The sequence below is a fragment of the Bradyrhizobium sp. 62 genome (assembly GCF_023073035.1).
Lineage (GTDB): Bacteria > Pseudomonadota > Alphaproteobacteria > Rhizobiales > Xanthobacteraceae > Bradyrhizobium.
On record NZ_JADPIT010000015.1, the window covers coordinates 1,322,374 to 1,336,673 of the forward strand.

Sequence of the window (14,300 nt, forward strand, 5' to 3'; positions counted from 1 at the left end):
CTTGGTGCGCTCGGAGGGACTCGAACCCCCACGATTTTACTCACTGCCACCTCAAGGCAGCGCGTCTACCAATTCCGCCACGAGCGCTTTTGGGGATGCCGGCTAGAGGCTTGAAGGCCAACCGGATCAACGGCGCCGATCTAACAAATCCATCAGAGGGGTACAAGCCTCCAAAGGCCCTGAATTCCACAAGCTTGGCAGGAAAGTTCCGGCTCTTCGCGCCGGCATCGGCCTTTTCCGCCTGCCCAGGCGGCTGCGCGTGCCCGGGCCGCTACCGCGTGCCCGGGATACGGGGCAGCATCTGCTTGACCTCGACCGCGATCCGGTTGCGGTCGACCAGCACGACGCCGGAGGCGACGGGCAAATTATTGGCCAAAACCTTGACCTCGTCGGCCTCGGTTGCGTCCAGCTCGATGATGGCGCCGCGGGAAAGACGTAATACTTGATGGATCGGCATGGTTGTCGTCCCGAGGACGACCATGAGATCCACGGTGACTTTGTCGAGAGTAGGCACTTCAGCACCACCGCAACTTGGGACTAGGACTAGGGACTTGGTATTTGCGCCTGGGATCATCACCCGGTTATGGTTAGCCAATGGTTAATTCACCCCAATACCCCCGCCAAGAGCTCGATTTGACGGCGTTTTCCGCCTCCTCCGGCGAGCCCGTGGAGTGGCGGATTTCGGACGCGCCCGTGCCCTATCCGGAGGCCGTGGCCGAAATGGAAGCGCGCGTCGCGGCGATTGCGGCGGGTGAAGCTCCGGAGCTGGTCTGGCTGCTGGAGCACCCTCCGCTCTACACGTCCGGCACCTCGGGCAAGGAATCAGACCTGCTCGAGGCCCGATTCCCGACCTTTGCCACCGGGCGGGGCGGCCAGCTCACCTATCACGGGCCCGGCCAGCGCGTGGCCTATGTCATGCTCGACCTGAAGCGCCGCCGGCCGGATGTCCGGGCCTATGTCGCGAGCTTGGAAGAGTTGATTCTGCGGACGCTCGCCGCGTTCAATATCCGTGGCGAGCGTCGCGAGGACCGGGTCGGCGTCTGGGTCAAGCGGCCCGATAAGGGACCCGAGCACGAGGACAAGATCGCGGCGATCGGCGTCCGGCTGAAGCGCTGGGTCTCGTTCCATGGCATCGCCATCAATGTCGAGCCGGAGCTGTCGCATTTCGACGGCATCGTGCCCTGCGGCGTCGCCGATCCCCGCTACGGCGTCACCTCGCTGGTCGACCTCGGCCAGCTCGTGACGATGAGCGATGTCGACGTGGCGCTTCGGCAAGCCTTCGAGGAGCTGTTCGGGCCGACCCAGGCGCTGGTGCCGGAAGCGGCGGCCTAACTTCCGGTCTCCCTCATTCTCCGCAAACCCGGAATCAGCTACGCTTGATCTCGGTGTCGCCCACGCCTCCCCCCTCCGCCGGGAAAGTACATTTCATACCGGGCGAATTGATCATCGGACCGACTGTTCGAGCGCCAGGCATAAGGAGGGGTTGCGTTTCAGCTCGCAATGGGAGGTTTTTGCGATGAGACTGTCTGCACCCATTTATCATCTGAAGCGAAGAGCGAAGCGCCTGTCCCGCGAGGAAGGCATTCCGCTGCACGATGCGCTCGACCGCATCGCCGCGACGGAAGGCTTTTCCGCATGGAGCATGCTCGCGGCGAAAGCTGCCGCAGCGACGCCGGCCAACCGGCTTTTCACGCAATTCCAACCGGGTGACCTGGTGCTGGTTGGTGCGCGTCCCGGCCAGGGCAAGACCCTGATGAGCCTGGAGCTTGCCGTGGAGGCGATGCGGTCAGGCCATCGCGCCGCGTTCTTCTCGCTGGAATACACCGAGAAAGACGTCTTCGATCGCTTTCGGGCGATCGGCGTGGACCTGGCGCAATTCGAAAAACTCTTCGAGGTCGATTGCTCCGACGCAATCAGTGCCGACCACGTCATCAAGCAGATGGCCGCAGCACCGCGCGGCACCGTCGTGGTGATCGACTATCTGCAACTGCTCGACCAGCGGCGGGAAAATCCCGACCTTTCCGTTCAGGTGCGCGCGTTGAAATCATTCGCGCGCGACAAGGGATTGATTGTCGTCTTCATCTCGCAGATCGACCGTTCCTATGATCCCTCGCTCAAGCCCTGCCCTGACCTGGACGATGTCAGGCTGCCGAACCCGCTCGACCTGAAGCTGTTCGACAAGACCTGTTTCCTGAACAAGGACGAAGTTCAGTTTCGCATAGCGAGCTGACGATCAGGAGGCTCAATCGGTTCAGGCCGCCGGTTCAGGCCGCGGGTGAGATCGTTCACCCGCGGTCCGCGGTTTCACGCCTTCTCCGGCGAAACCTCGAGCTTGCCGGCGACGTAGCGCCGCTCCTGGGTCAGGCCGCCAAAGCCGTAGGCATCGCCCTTGACCTCGTCGACATGCAGATAGGTCTCGTGATGCAGCGGGCCCAGGATCCCGGCCATGCGCTGGAACATCGCGGCGAGATAGGCGGCCTTCTCGTCCTTGGTGTTGGTGCCTTCGCTGACGTGGATGTCGATCCAGTAGCTCGCGAGCTTTTGCTCTGCGAGCGACTTGCCGCCGGCGAACCAGTCGGCCGCCTCCACCGACTTCACGATGATGGCCGTGACCTCAGGATCCTTGTGCAGGATTTTTGCGGTGAGCTCGGACACGGCGCTCGCGATGTCGGCCTTCAGCGAGGGCGACTGGCGGGAGGTGGTGTAGGACACGGTGATCAGCGGCATGGTCGTTCTCCTCGGATGTCGCGCAGGTGTTGCGCGGCGTTGGTGAGAAGCTAGACCCGCCCTCGACATTTTGGTATCTTATCTCTGTTGATACCAGTGATAAGAGATAATAATGACAGCAACGCTCGACATCGCCACCGTCCAGGCCTTCCTGCTGGTTGCCGACCTCCAGAGCTTTACGCGGACCGCCGAAGCGCTTGGCACGACCCAGGCGGCCGTCAGCCTCAAGCTGCAACGGCTGGAGACGCTGCTGGGAAAACGTCTCGTCGAACGCTCGCCGCGCGCGGTCCGTCTTACCGCGGATGGCGCAGCGTTCCGCGAGCGCGCCCGCGCGCTCATCGCGGCGCATGATTGCGCGCTGTCGGGCGAGGGGTCAGTCGCGCAGTCGCTCTCGCTCGGCATCTCCGACCATGCCGCGGGCTCGGAGTTGGTGCCGCTGCTCGAACGCCTGCATGCGATGTCCTCGAACCTCACGCTCGCCGTCACCATCGGCTTCTCCCGCGAGATGCAGGAGGCTTATGATTCGGGCCAACTGGATGCGGTGATCGTGCGCCAGGAAGGCAGCCGGCGCGGCGGCGAGAAGCTGGCCGAGGACGAGTTCGGCTGGTTCGCGTCACGACACTTCACAGTGCCAAAGGGGCAGCCTTTGCCGCTCGCGACGCTCGCCCCGCCCTGTGGGGTCCGCGCCATCGCCGTGCGCGCGCTCGATAAGGCTGGCCTGAAATGGCGTGAGCGCTTCGTCGGCGGCGGCGTCACCGCCGTGGTTGCAGCCGCGCTCGCCGGACTTGCAATCGCGCCGCTGGCGCGACGGATCGCGCCCCCCGGGCTGGTCGACATCGGGCCGACCCACAAGCTGCCGAAACTCGGCAGCTCGAAGGTGATGCTACATTCCAAGGTCAGCGATCCCGCCAAGCTGGCGGCGCTGCGCGCAGTCGCGGCAACGTTCCGGAGCGTGGCGGCGATCTGACGCCGCACGGCTTTACAAGATTGCTTCGAACGCACTGCGCAGCGTCTCGTGCCGGAACACAAAACCGCGGCTTAGCGCCTTGTTGGGCAGCACGCGCTGACCGCCGAGCAGGAGCTCGTCGGCGAAACCGCCGCCGATCCGGCGCAGCAGGCCGCCGGGAATCCGGAACACCGCGGGCCGATGCAGACGGCGGCCTAGTTCCTCGCTGAACTTTGCGTTGGTGACGGGGATCGGCGCGGTGGCGTTGACGGGGCCGGCGAGATCGGGCGTCGCCATCACATAGGCGATCAGCCGGATCAGATCGTCGCGCTCGATCCAGGACATCCACTGCCGCCCGTTGCCGATGGGACCGCCGAGCCCGAACTCGAACGGCGTCAGCAAGCGCGTGATGAAGCCGCCTTCGGTGCCGAGCACGAGGCCGATGCGCAAATTGACCACGCGGACGCCGAGCTCCTCCGCCGGCCGCGCCGCCGCCTCCCAGGCCGCACAGAGCTCGTGGCTGAAGCAGGCGTGCGACTTCGCCGATTCCGTCAGCGCCTGGTCGGCCCACAGGCCATACCAGCCGATCGCAGAGCCGCTGACGAGCACCTCGGGCTTGCGTTCGAGCCGCGCGATCAGCTTGACGATCTCGCCGGTCATGTCGATGCGCGAGCCGAGAATCTTCGCGCGCTTCGCCTCGGTCCACAGGCCGTTGCCAATCGGCTCGCCGGCGAGATTGACGACAGCGTCGATAGGCGCGTCCGAGGCGAGCTGATCGAGGCTCGTGATCAGCGTGACCGGCGGCGGCAGCATCTCGGCCTTGGCGGGATTGCGGATCAGGGCAATGACGTGATGCCCTGCTCCGCTGAGGCTCGCTGCGAGGCGGCTGCCGATGAAGCCGGTGGCACCTGATATCAGCACCGTCTTGCGGCCGGACAGCTTTTCGACGAGCCCGTGCGCGGGAGCGCTTCTCATGCGGCTGAGCCGGCGCATCGCCGCAAAATCCCTGACACCGCACAGCGCGGCGCCGACCGCACACGCCGTCGCGGCAATGCTGAGCAGGCCCTGATACACGACCATCACGCCGAGGGGCTGCGTGGCCCAATCGATCAGCACCGGCAACAGCAACACCAGGATGGCGCCGTAATTAATCGCGAGCAGCGTGTGATTGATCCGCTCGCTCGGCGGCAATTTTCGGCTGAGATCCTCCTCGACGAAATCCGTCAGCGTGATGACGATCTCGGCGACCAGCACCGCGACGATCAGCAGCGCCAGCGCGCCATGGACTTCGAGCCAGCCGAGCACGAGGAACAGCAGCGCATAAAGCATGTTGCGAATGCCGTGCAGCTTCAATTCGAAACGCTGCGACGGACGCCAGGCCAGGCGCTCGGTGAATTCGTGGTGATAGAAGGTGTCGAACACGCCCATCACGATCTGGATGGCGATGAGCGTCCACATGAGCTGTGTCATGACACGGCCTCCCTGAACATTGCGGACTGGTGGATCAGCGCGCCGTAACGCGGATGAATGACGTCGAGGGTAAAGCGGAAGGCGCCCTCGCCGAGATCGCTGTGTGTCACCGTGAGATCGCCCGGCGTCAGCCATCGCGGCAGGGGAATCCACAGGCGTCCAAACTGGAGACCGTAGCCGGCGCTGCGAAACGTCAGCGCTTGGTCCTCGACCGCGATGCGGAGCGCCATCGAGACGCCGAAGCCGACATATTCTTCCAGCCCGGTCGGGCCGGCAAAACGTTTGGCGGAATGGATCACTTGCGGAAAGCCGCGCTTGCGCGCGCAGATGCGGGTCCAGGTCTGGCCGCCGCCGCCGGCGTCTTCGGTCACCGTGACGATGATGGGGACGCCGGTGTCGCGCCCGGTCGGCAGCGGACCGCCGATCAGGCGCGCGGCTTGCGCGAACCACCAGCCGATGTCCCTGAAGCCGATCTCGTCGACTACACCGACATAGACGACGCTGTCGCCGTCGGCGACGCGTTTCGAAAAACGTCGCCAGGTCGCCAGCGGCAGCCGGCCCCAATCCTCATCCGACAGCAGCGCGCGGAAGCGGCGATCGTCAAGCAGTTTCGTGTGAGCGAAGGTCGGTGCGTTGGAGCCTGATAATCTTGCCGACGTCATCGCACCCTCCTCAAACCTATTTGGCCTTGCCCATCGGCAGCAGATTGGCGATCTTCTCACCAAGCCGCATCAAGGCGGCCAGCCGCGGCCGCGGCACCTTCAGCATCTGCATGAACCAGTGGTCGGTGAGCTCGGTGAAGGCGAGCATCTCCTTCAGCCGTTTGCTCGCGACCGGATTGATGGTCGGATCTTCCGCGGCATCGGACACGCAGGCTCTGAGCGCTGTGATCGCTGGATCAAGCTCCCGCTCCTTGCGCCGCGCCGCGATCCTGGCCGCAACCTCCCAAATATCGGTCTCGGCCTCGTAATGGTCGCGGCGATCGCCGAGAATCGGGACGCGCCGGATCAAGTTCCAGGCAAGCAGCTCCTTGAGCGAGTTGGAGACGTTGGAGCGGGCCATGCCGAGGGTGTCGGCGATGTCCTCGGCCGTCATCGGCGCCTCGGCCAGATAGAGCAGCCCGTGGATCTGGCTGACCGAGCGATTGACGCCCCACTCGTCTCCCATGTCACCCCAATGCAGGATGAAGCGCTCGACGGCGGCTGGGAGTTTCTTTCTTCCGGTTGTTTCTGTCATAACAGAAATATCTGACAGGTAGGATCGGCTGTCAAGAGCATCCGCTGGCTTGCGCGGTGCATACGGGCTCGCAATATTGCTTAAAAAGGTTCCAAACTCGGGGAACAATCCGCCATCTGCGGCGTTTGCTCCCGTTAAGGCAGGGTCCGGGAATGGTCGAGAAGTTCAGTCAGCAGAGAGACTTGTTCGAGAGTGAACGCAGTTTCCGCCTGTTGGTTGAAGGGGTCGCGGACTACGCCCTGTACATGCTGGATCCCACCGGGATCATCACCAGTTGGAACATCGGCGGCGAGCGCATCAAGGGCTATTCGCCCGGGGAGATCCTCGGCCAGCACTTTTCCCGTTTTTACACCGAGACCGACCGCGCCAACGGCAAGCCCGCCCGTGCGCTCGGGATCGCGCGGGACAAGGGCCGCTACGAGGAGGAAGGCTGGCGCGTCCGCAAGGACGGCACCTTCTTCTGGGCGAGCGTCGTGATCGATCCCATCTACGAGGACGGCAAGCTGGTGGGCTTCGCCAAGATCACACGCGACATCACCGAGCGCCGCAATACCCAGATCAAGCTCGAGGCGATGCAGAAGCAGCTCGCCGAATCCCAGAAATTCGATGCGCTCGGCCAACTCACCGGCGGGGTCGCCCACGACTTCAACAATCTCCTGATGATCATCAGCGGCAGCCTCCACATGCTGAAGCGAGGGGCCGACGACGAAGCCAAGCTTCAGCGCGCGATCTCGGCCATCGAGACCGCCACCAGGCGTGGCGCCGCGCTGACCAACCAGCTCCTCACCTTCGCACGGCGGCAGAGTGTCAATCCGCAGGCGATCGACTTCGCCGATCGCATCGCGGCGATCCGCGAGGTGCTCGATGCCGGCGTCGGCAGCTCCGTGCGCTTGGCTTTCGACGTCAGCGGCGACGTCTGGCCGATCAGGACCGACGTTTCCGAGCTCGAGACCGCGCTGCTCAACCTCGTCATCAATGCCCGCGACGCGATGCCCGACGGCGGCACGGTGACGATCGCAGCGCGCAATCTCGTGCTCGACGAGGACCCCCTCGTGGGCGAATTCATCGCGATCGACGTCAGCGATACCGGCCTTGGCATTCCCTCCGACGTTCTCGACAAGATCTTCGAGCCGTTCTTCACGACCAAGCCGATCGGAAAGGGCACCGGCCTCGGTCTCTCCCAGGTGCACGGCTTCGCCCATCAGGCCGGCGGCACGATCCGGGTCGCGAGCGCGCTCGGCAAGGGCACAACCTTCACCATCCTCCTGCCGCGCGGAGAAGACGAGCCATCGCGCGAGGCGGCGGGAGAACCGGCGTTCCAAGGCAGCGGCACGGTGCTGCTGGTCGAGGACAATCCGGACGTCGCCGCCGTCAGCATCGGTCTTCTGGAGCAGCTCGGCTATCAGGTGCGCCGGGTCGCGGACGCCGAAGCCGCCTTGAGCGAGATCGAGAAGAACGGCGTCGACTTCGTGTTCTCGGATATCGTCATGCCCGGCAAGATGGACGGGCTCAGCCTCGCCCATCACCTCCGCCAGATCCGTCCCGGCCTGCCGATCCTGCTCGCCACCGGCTACAGCGAAGTCGCCGCAGGCGTGCGCGGCGATTTCCCGATCCTGCGCAAGCCGTACGAGATCCACGAATTGAGCGAAGCGATCGCCAAGCTGCCGCGGTGATTCCTTAGCTACACCGTCGGCAACACCGAGAACGCCTCGCCTGCCCGGCGCAAGTTCAGCTCATCGACGTCGGCCGTCTCGCTGGTGACGCTGTCGACGCGCGAGGACGGCGGGCCGTGGCGGCACAGCGCCACCATGTCGGCGACGTGCTTCGGCGGCCCTGCGAACAGCGCTTCGACGCTGCCGTCGCGGCGGTTGCGGACCCAGCCTTCGAGACCGCAGGTCGTCGCCTGATGCTCGAGCCAGGCACGATAGCCGACGCCCTGCACGCGACCGCGGATCATGACCTGGAGGATCGCTTGGCTCATTTTGTCAGTCCGAGGACAAGGGCGCTGCGCGCCTTGACGTCGGCCTCGCGCGTGAGCCGGCTGGTCAAGTCCGACGACGGGAGGCCTTTGAGATTCTTGGGCGCAGTGCCGTCGCGCAGCGCCTTCTGCGTCTCGTAGACCGCCTGCGTTGCGGCCGCGATCGGCGCGTGGCCCTGAAGCGCGATGCGCACGCGCTGGCCAGCGAGGTATTCGAGCACGTTCAACTCCTCCGGCGCGCCGCCGAGCACGATCGGCAGGCGCGTGGCGGATGCGATCGCCTCAAGCTCGGCGCGCGACTTGATGCCGGTGAAGAACAGCGCATCGACGCCGGCGGCCTCATAAGCCCTGGCGCGGCGGATCGCATCGTCGATCGAGGTGATCGAGGCCGCACCGGTGCGGCCCATGATGACGAGCGAGGGGTCGCCGCGGCCGTCGAGTGCCGCCTTCATCTTGCCGACGCCCTCCTCCAGCGAGATCAGCTGCGTCTTCGCTTCGCCGAAGCCAGCCGGCAGCAGCGTGTCCTCGATGGTGAGGCCGGCGGCACCCGCCGTCTCCAGCTCCTGCACCGTGCGGCGCACGTTGAGCGCGTTGCCATAGCCGTGATCGGCATCGACCAGCACCGGAAGCGCTGCCGCACGCGACATCCGCCGCATCTGTTCGGCAAGTTCGGTGATCGTGATCAGCGTGATGTCGGGGTCGCCGAGCACCGCGAGCGAAGCCACCGAGCCGCCGAACATGCCGAGCGGGAAACCGAGATCCTCGGCGATGCGGATCGAGATGGCATCGTAGACCGAGCCGGGATGGACGCAAATCCCGCCCGACAGGATCGAGCGCAGTTTTTCGCGGCGGGAACGAAAGGCCATGGTGATGTCTCTGTTAGGTCACGGAGGCCGCAGCATACTCCGTCATTGCGAGCGAAGCGAAGCAATCTGTCATTGCGAGCGAAGCGAAGCAATCCAACTATTTCCGCGGCACGGATTCTGGATTGCTGCATCCGCAGAGACAGACTGGATTGCTTCGTCGCGGAGCCTGTCATAGGGCCGCGCTTCGGGCGGACCCGGTGGCTCCTCGCAATGACGTTACGCAAATTCCAAAATCAGCGCGTCCACCGCGAGCGTCGCGCCGGCGCTGGCGTGGATCTTCTTCACCGTGCCGTCCTGCTCGGCGCGCAGAACGTTCTGCATCTTCATGGCTTCAACCACCGCGAGCGTCTCGCCGGCCTTGACTTCCTGCCCTTCGATCACCGCGATCGAGACCACGAGGCCGGGCATCGGACAAAGCAGCTTCTTGCCGGTGTCGGCAGCCGTGGTCACCGGCATCAGCCGCGCCGAGGCAGCTTCCGCTTCGGTCCAGACATAGACCGGCACCTCGACGCCCTGATGCGCAAGGCGGATGCCGTTCGCAATCGGGCGCACCTGCACTGCGACGACGTGGCCGTCGATGGTGCCCTGCCAGACCGCATCGCCCGGCTTCCACGCCGACTGCAACAGATGCGGATTGCCGGCCTTGCCGTCGGCATCGACGAAACGCACCGCGACCGCCCCGCCCTCGCGCGCGACTTCCAGCAGGACCTCCTGGCGGTCGAGCCAGACCGCACGGCGACGCTCGCGTTGCACGATGCGGCCGCCCATCTGACCCGAGATCTGCCGCTTGCGCTCGCCCAGCACGTGATCGATGGCGGCGCCGACCGCGGCAAGCCGCCGTGCGACCTCGCCCTCCGGCACGCGCACGGCAAAGCCCTTGGGGAATTCCTCGGCGATGAAGCCGGTGGAGAGCCGGCCTTCGCGCCAGCGCGGATGATGCATCAGCGCCGACAGGAACGGGATGTTGTGGCGGATGCCGTCCACATAGAACGAGTCCAGCGCGGTGGCCTGTGCCTCGATCGCGGCGGCGCGCGACGGCGCGTGGGTGACGAGCTTGGCGATCATCGGATCGTAATGGATCGAGATCTCGCCGCCCTCCTGCACGCCGGTGTCGTTGCGCACGGTGATGCCGTCCTGGCTCGCTTCCGCCGGCGGACGGTATTTCACGAGGCGACCGATCGAGGGCAGGAAGTTGCGGAACGGGTCCTCGGCGTAGAGGCGCGACTCCACTGCCCAGCCCGTCAGCGTGACGTCCTTCTGCGTGATCGCGAGCTTCTCGCCGGCGGCGACGCGGAGCATCTGCTCGACGAGGTCGACGCCGGTGACGAGCTCGGTGACGGGATGCTCGACCTGGAGGCGCGTGTTCATCTCCAGGAAGTAGAAGCTCTTGTCCTGCCCCGCGACGAATTCGACGGTGCCGGCGGAGTCGTAATTCACCGCCTTGGCGAGCGCGACCGCCTGCTCGCCCATCTTGCGGCGGGTGGCTTCGTCGAGCAGCGGCGACGGCGCTTCCTCGATGACCTTCTGGTTGCGGCGCTGGATCGAGCATTCGCGCTCGCCGAGATAGATCACGTTGCCGTGCTTGTCGCCCAGCAGCTGGATCTCGATATGGCGGGGGTCGACGATGAACTTTTCAATGAAGACCCGGTCGTCGCCGAACGAGGCCTTGGCCTCGGCCTTGGCGAGGTTGAAACCCTCTGCGACCTCGGAGGTCGAATGCGCGATGCGCATGCCCTTGCCGCCTCCGCCGGCGGAGGCCTTGATCATCACGGGATAACCGATCTCGTCGGCGATCTTGACCGCGTGCGCGGCGTCCTCGATGACGCCGAGATAGCCGGGCACGGTCGAGACTTTCGCCTTCGCGGCGGCCTTCTTGGATTCGATCTTGTCGCCCATCGCCGCGATCGCGCCCGGGTTGGGGCCGATGAAGACGATGCCGGCCGCCTCCAGCGCGCGCGGAAACGCCTCACGCTCGGACAGGAAGCCGTAACCGGGATGCACGGCCTCGGCGCCGGTCTTGCGGCAGGCCTCCACGATCTTCTCGATCACCAGATAGCTCTCGGCCGCAGCCGGCGGGCCGATCAGCACTGCCTCGTCGGCCATCTCGACATGGAGGGCGTCGCGGTCGGCCTCGGAATAGACCGCGACCGTCTGAACTCCCATGCGGCGAGCGGTCTTGATGACCCGGCAGGCGATTTCGCCGCGATTGGCGATCAGAATGCGTTTGAACATGCTTTTCTTGAGTCTCGACCTTGGGCGGGACCCTTCCCTGGCCGTTGGAGCCTATGGGACGGGCCGTGTGGCTCCCGTGGTACATCAAAATAGGCCGGAGGCAACGGTCAAAATCCGGGTCCTCTGGCGTACCAGCGCAAGACCAAAGCTAGACCGAAACGGGCCTGGCGGGCCCCTGGGCGGCCTACGGCTTCCCGGCCTTGCCCACATTCCGGACCAGGCCGTGAATGAAGCCGAGCTTCTCGACGACGACCGGCGAGAGGATGAACGGATAGAGGTCGCGCATGCCCATGGCGCGGTTGACGCTGTTCATGGCGAAGGTGAAGGGCAGCCATGCGTTGACGATTGCCTCGACGTCCCTTGCTTCGTAAGGGTTGAAGCGGATGCGCGTCGTCAACTCCCCGTCGCGATCGACCTTGGGGCGCACCTCCATGCCGAACTCGCTGGCCATCTCCAGGGTGTCGACGATGTGAAGATAGTGCGCCCAGGTCTCGGCGAAATCCTCCCACGGATGCGTCGTCGCGTAGGCAGAAACGTAGTTCTGCTGCCAGTCCGGCGGGGCGCCTTCGGCATAGTGGCGCTGCAAGGCCTGGCCGTAATCGGCGGAATCGTCGCCGAACACGGCACGGCATTCGTCCAGCTTGCCGCCGTCGCGCACCAGCACGTCCCAGAAATAGTGCCCGACCTCGTGGCGGAAATGCCCGAGCAGCGTCCGGTAGGGCTCGCCCATCTCCAGCCTGCGCCGCTCGCGCTCGATGTCGTCGGCCTCGGTCAGCGCGATCGTGATCAGGCCGTTGTCGTGACCGGTCAGGACCTTCTGCCCGCTCTGCGGATCGTCGGCGAGGAAATTGAAGATCAGGCCATGTTCGGGATTGTCCTGCCGGGTCTGGAGCGGCAGCTTCCAGCGGATCAGGGAATAGAACAGCCGGTGCTTTGCCATCTCCAGCTCGCGCCAGCCGGCGAGTTGCGCCGGATCCGACAAGTCCGGCACGACGCCGTTATGGCGGCAGGCGCGGCAGTAGCCGGTGGTATCACCCGCATCAGTCAGCCAGTTGCAGGCATCATGCTCGGCATTGCTGCACAGCATGCGGCTTTCGCCCTTGGTCGCCAGCGTCTTCCAGGCCTCTCCGTCGGGCTCGATCGCCGACATCGTCTCCTTCTCCGGCAGGAACGCGACGCGGTGGCCGCAGCGCTCGCAGGCGCGGTTCTCGAAATAGATGATGTTGCCGCAGGCCTGGCAGACAAAAAGCTTCAAGATTTAGCCTCTTCGGAAAGCGAGTTTTTATGAATGAAAGTTGCGGCGCCTCGCGGATACGCGCGCGGAGGGCTCATCGTTCCAAGGTTCGGAACAAATAGCCAGACCCGGCGTTCTTTCATGCCCATCACACTGCATTCGGCGACGTCTTTCTTTCCATATACCCTTTGGGCAATGGCCATCACGCTTCGTCTGTGTGAATATCCGTCCGCCACGTGCGCTTTCGCATCACCCCGGCCAACGCCTTGAACGATCCTTTGCCCGAGACCATCGCCGCCGAAAGGCTGCGCCAGCACCTAGAAGACGTCGCGCGCGAGCGCGACAACGCCTATCGCGCGCTCCAGGAACGCGAAGCTGAGCTTGCGCGCATCCAGCGCATCGGCAAGGTCGGCGGTCTCGAAGTCGACTTCCGCGAAGGCTTCAAGAACCGCCGTTCGCCGGAATATCTGATGCTCCACGGCCTGCCGCCGGAAGCCGCCGACGAGTCGCACGAGGACTGGATCAATCGCATTCATCCGGACGACCGGGACGCTACGGTGAAGCACTTCATCGATGCGCTGTCCGGCAGCAGCGAGGACTACACCGCCGAATACCGCATCATCCGTCCCAGCGACAGCGAGACGCGCTGGATCCGAGTCGTCGCCAAGATCGAGCGCGACGGTGGCGGCCACGCCCTCCGCCTCGTCGGCGCCCATATCGACGTCACCGACCAGATGCTGGTGCGCGAGACCCTGCGCGAGAGCGAGGAGCGCTTCCGGCTGATCGCCGACAGCGCGCCGGTGCCGATCTGGGTCACCAAGCTCGACCGCACGCGGTCCTTCGCCAACCAGGCCTATGTCGATTTCGTCGGCCTGCCCTATGACCAGGCCATCTCCTTCGACTGGCGCAAGGTGCTGCATCCGGACGATCTGCCGCATGTGCTGCAGCAGTCCGTCCAGGGTGAAGCATCGCTCAAGCCGTTCGTGCTGGAAGCCCGCTACAAGAACGCCGACGGCGAATGGCGCTGGCTGCGTTCGGAATCGCAGCCGCGCTGGGACCCGACCGGCAGGCATATCGGCTTCATCGGCGTGGCCCATGACATCACGGTGGCCAAGCAGGCCGAAATCGAGCTGCGGCAGCTCAACGAGACGCTGGAAGAGCGCATCGTCGAGCGCACCGCCGAGCTCGAATCCAACGAGGCGCGGCTACGCGCGATCCTGGAGACCAGCAACCAATACCAGGGCCTCGTCAATCTCAGGGGCGAGCTGCTTTACGCCAACACGACCGTGCTCGACGCCATCAAGGCGAGCCCTGCGGACGTGATTGGAAAGCCGTTGTGGCAGACGCCCTGGTTCAGCACGACGGAGGGCATGAACGCGCGGGTGCGCGAGGCCTTCGACACCGTGCTCAAGGGCGAAGCCGTGCGGCTGGAGATGCGCCTGCGCCTTCCCATCGGCGAGCGCGATTTCGAGTTCGGCATGCGCCCGGTGCTCGACCGCCACGGCAACATCACCGGCGCAGTGCCCGAGGCAGTCGACATCACCGAGCGCCGCCGCGGCGAGGAAGCGTTGCGGCAATCGCAAAAGATGGAGGCGATCGGCCAGCTCACCG

The 14,300-nt window shown here is 65.0% G+C and carries 15 protein-coding genes and 1 tRNA gene; 5 read left to right on the forward strand and 11 right to left on the reverse strand.

The features are described from left to right. Nucleotides 1-2: 2 nt before the first annotated feature. A tRNA-Leu gene (locus tag IVB47_RS16925) sits at nt 3-87 on the reverse strand. 184 nt (nt 88-271) lie between these two features. After that, nucleotides 272-514, reverse strand: coding sequence for a FliM/FliN family flagellar motor switch protein (locus IVB47_RS16930; protein ID WP_007603171.1), 243 nt, complete (start codon nt 512-514; stop codon nt 272-274). An 80-nt stretch (nt 515-594) separates the two neighbouring features. On the opposite strand from IVB47_RS16930, the gene lipB reads away from it, so the two are divergent. Both lipB and IVB47_RS16940 read left to right on the forward strand, forming a co-directional pair. Further along, the gene (gene lipB, locus IVB47_RS16935) at nt 595-1,332 is read left to right on the forward strand and encodes a lipoyl(octanoyl) transferase LipB (protein WP_247462739.1); all 738 of its coding nucleotides are present in this window, start codon (nt 595-597) and stop codon (nt 1,330-1,332) included. 184 nt (nt 1,333-1,516) lie between these two features. Continuing rightward, a complete protein-coding gene (locus IVB47_RS16940) occupies nt 1,517-2,230 on the forward strand; it encodes a DNA helicase (protein WP_247463195.1) in 714 nt (237 codons plus the stop codon). 74 nt (nt 2,231-2,304) lie between these two features. Here the strand turns inward: IVB47_RS16940 and IVB47_RS16945 are convergent, their stop codons facing one another. Then, nucleotides 2,305-2,727 (reverse strand): 4-oxalocrotonate tautomerase family protein, encoded by a 423-nt coding sequence (locus IVB47_RS16945; protein WP_027567400.1) that lies wholly within the window; start codon nt 2,725-2,727, stop codon nt 2,305-2,307. Between the two features lie 112 nt (nt 2,728-2,839). On the opposite strand from IVB47_RS16945, the gene IVB47_RS16950 reads away from it, so the two are divergent. Next, nucleotides 2,840-3,694, forward strand: coding sequence for a LysR substrate-binding domain-containing protein (locus IVB47_RS16950; protein ID WP_247462741.1), 855 nt, complete (start codon nt 2,840-2,842; stop codon nt 3,692-3,694). A 12-nt stretch (nt 3,695-3,706) separates the two neighbouring features. On the opposite strand, the gene IVB47_RS16955 is transcribed toward IVB47_RS16950, so the two are convergent. From IVB47_RS16955 to IVB47_RS16965, 3 genes are read right to left on the reverse strand one after another with little or no spacing between them, the layout of a single operon-like run. Beyond that, on the reverse strand, nt 3,707-5,143 hold the full coding sequence (locus IVB47_RS16955; RefSeq protein WP_247462743.1) for a TIGR01777 family oxidoreductase: 1,437 nt from the start codon (nt 5,141-5,143) through the stop codon (nt 3,707-3,709). Then, nucleotides 5,140-5,805 carry a DUF4166 domain-containing protein gene (locus IVB47_RS16960; RefSeq protein ID WP_247462745.1) on the reverse strand — a complete coding sequence of 222 codons (666 nt, stop codon included), beginning with the start codon at nt 5,803-5,805 and terminating at the stop codon, nt 5,140-5,142. Before IVB47_RS16960 ends, IVB47_RS16955 begins: the two co-directional genes overlap by 4 nt. A 16-nt stretch (nt 5,806-5,821) precedes the next feature. After that, the gene (locus IVB47_RS16965; RefSeq protein WP_247463197.1) at nt 5,822-6,379 is read right to left on the reverse strand and encodes a MarR family transcriptional regulator; all 558 of its coding nucleotides are present in this window, start codon (nt 6,377-6,379) and stop codon (nt 5,822-5,824) included. Nucleotides 6,380-6,531: 152 nt separating this feature from the next. Between IVB47_RS16965 and IVB47_RS16970 the strand changes: the two genes are divergently transcribed. Next, nucleotides 6,532-8,052, forward strand: a complete 1,521-nt coding sequence (locus IVB47_RS16970; protein WP_027567405.1) for a PAS domain-containing sensor histidine kinase — start codon at nt 6,532-6,534, stop codon at nt 8,050-8,052. Nucleotides 8,053-8,060: 8 nt separating this feature from the next. Here the strand turns inward: IVB47_RS16970 and IVB47_RS16975 are convergent, their stop codons facing one another. From IVB47_RS16975 to IVB47_RS16995, 5 genes are all read right to left on the reverse strand, one after another. Further along, nucleotides 8,061-8,360 carry an acylphosphatase gene (locus IVB47_RS16975; RefSeq protein WP_247396934.1) on the reverse strand — a complete coding sequence of 100 codons (300 nt, stop codon included), beginning with the start codon at nt 8,358-8,360 and terminating at the stop codon, nt 8,061-8,063. Then, a complete protein-coding gene (locus tag IVB47_RS16980) occupies nt 8,357-9,223 on the reverse strand; it encodes an isocitrate lyase/PEP mutase family protein (RefSeq protein ID WP_247462747.1) in 867 nt (288 codons plus the stop codon). Before IVB47_RS16980 ends, IVB47_RS16975 begins: the two co-directional genes overlap by 4 nt. 216 nt (nt 9,224-9,439) lie before the next feature. Then, nucleotides 9,440-11,455, reverse strand: coding sequence for an acetyl/propionyl/methylcrotonyl-CoA carboxylase subunit alpha (locus tag IVB47_RS16985; RefSeq protein ID WP_247462749.1), 2,016 nt, complete (start codon nt 11,453-11,455; stop codon nt 9,440-9,442). Between the two features lie 184 nt (nt 11,456-11,639). Further along, complete coding sequence (locus IVB47_RS16990; protein ID WP_247462751.1) at nt 11,640-12,710, reverse strand: putative zinc-binding peptidase; 1,071 nt, start codon at nt 12,708-12,710, stop codon at nt 11,640-11,642. Beyond that, nucleotides 12,707-12,892 carry a hypothetical protein gene (locus tag IVB47_RS16995; protein ID WP_155809665.1) on the reverse strand — a complete coding sequence of 62 codons (186 nt, stop codon included), beginning with the start codon at nt 12,890-12,892 and terminating at the stop codon, nt 12,707-12,709. Before IVB47_RS16995 ends, IVB47_RS16990 begins: the two co-directional genes overlap by 4 nt. Before the next feature lie 33 nt (nt 12,893-12,925). Here IVB47_RS16995 and IVB47_RS17000 point away from each other — a divergent pair. Then, on the forward strand, nt 12,926-14,300 hold a 1,375-nt coding region (locus IVB47_RS17000; protein WP_247462753.1), incomplete at its 3' end, for a PAS domain S-box protein.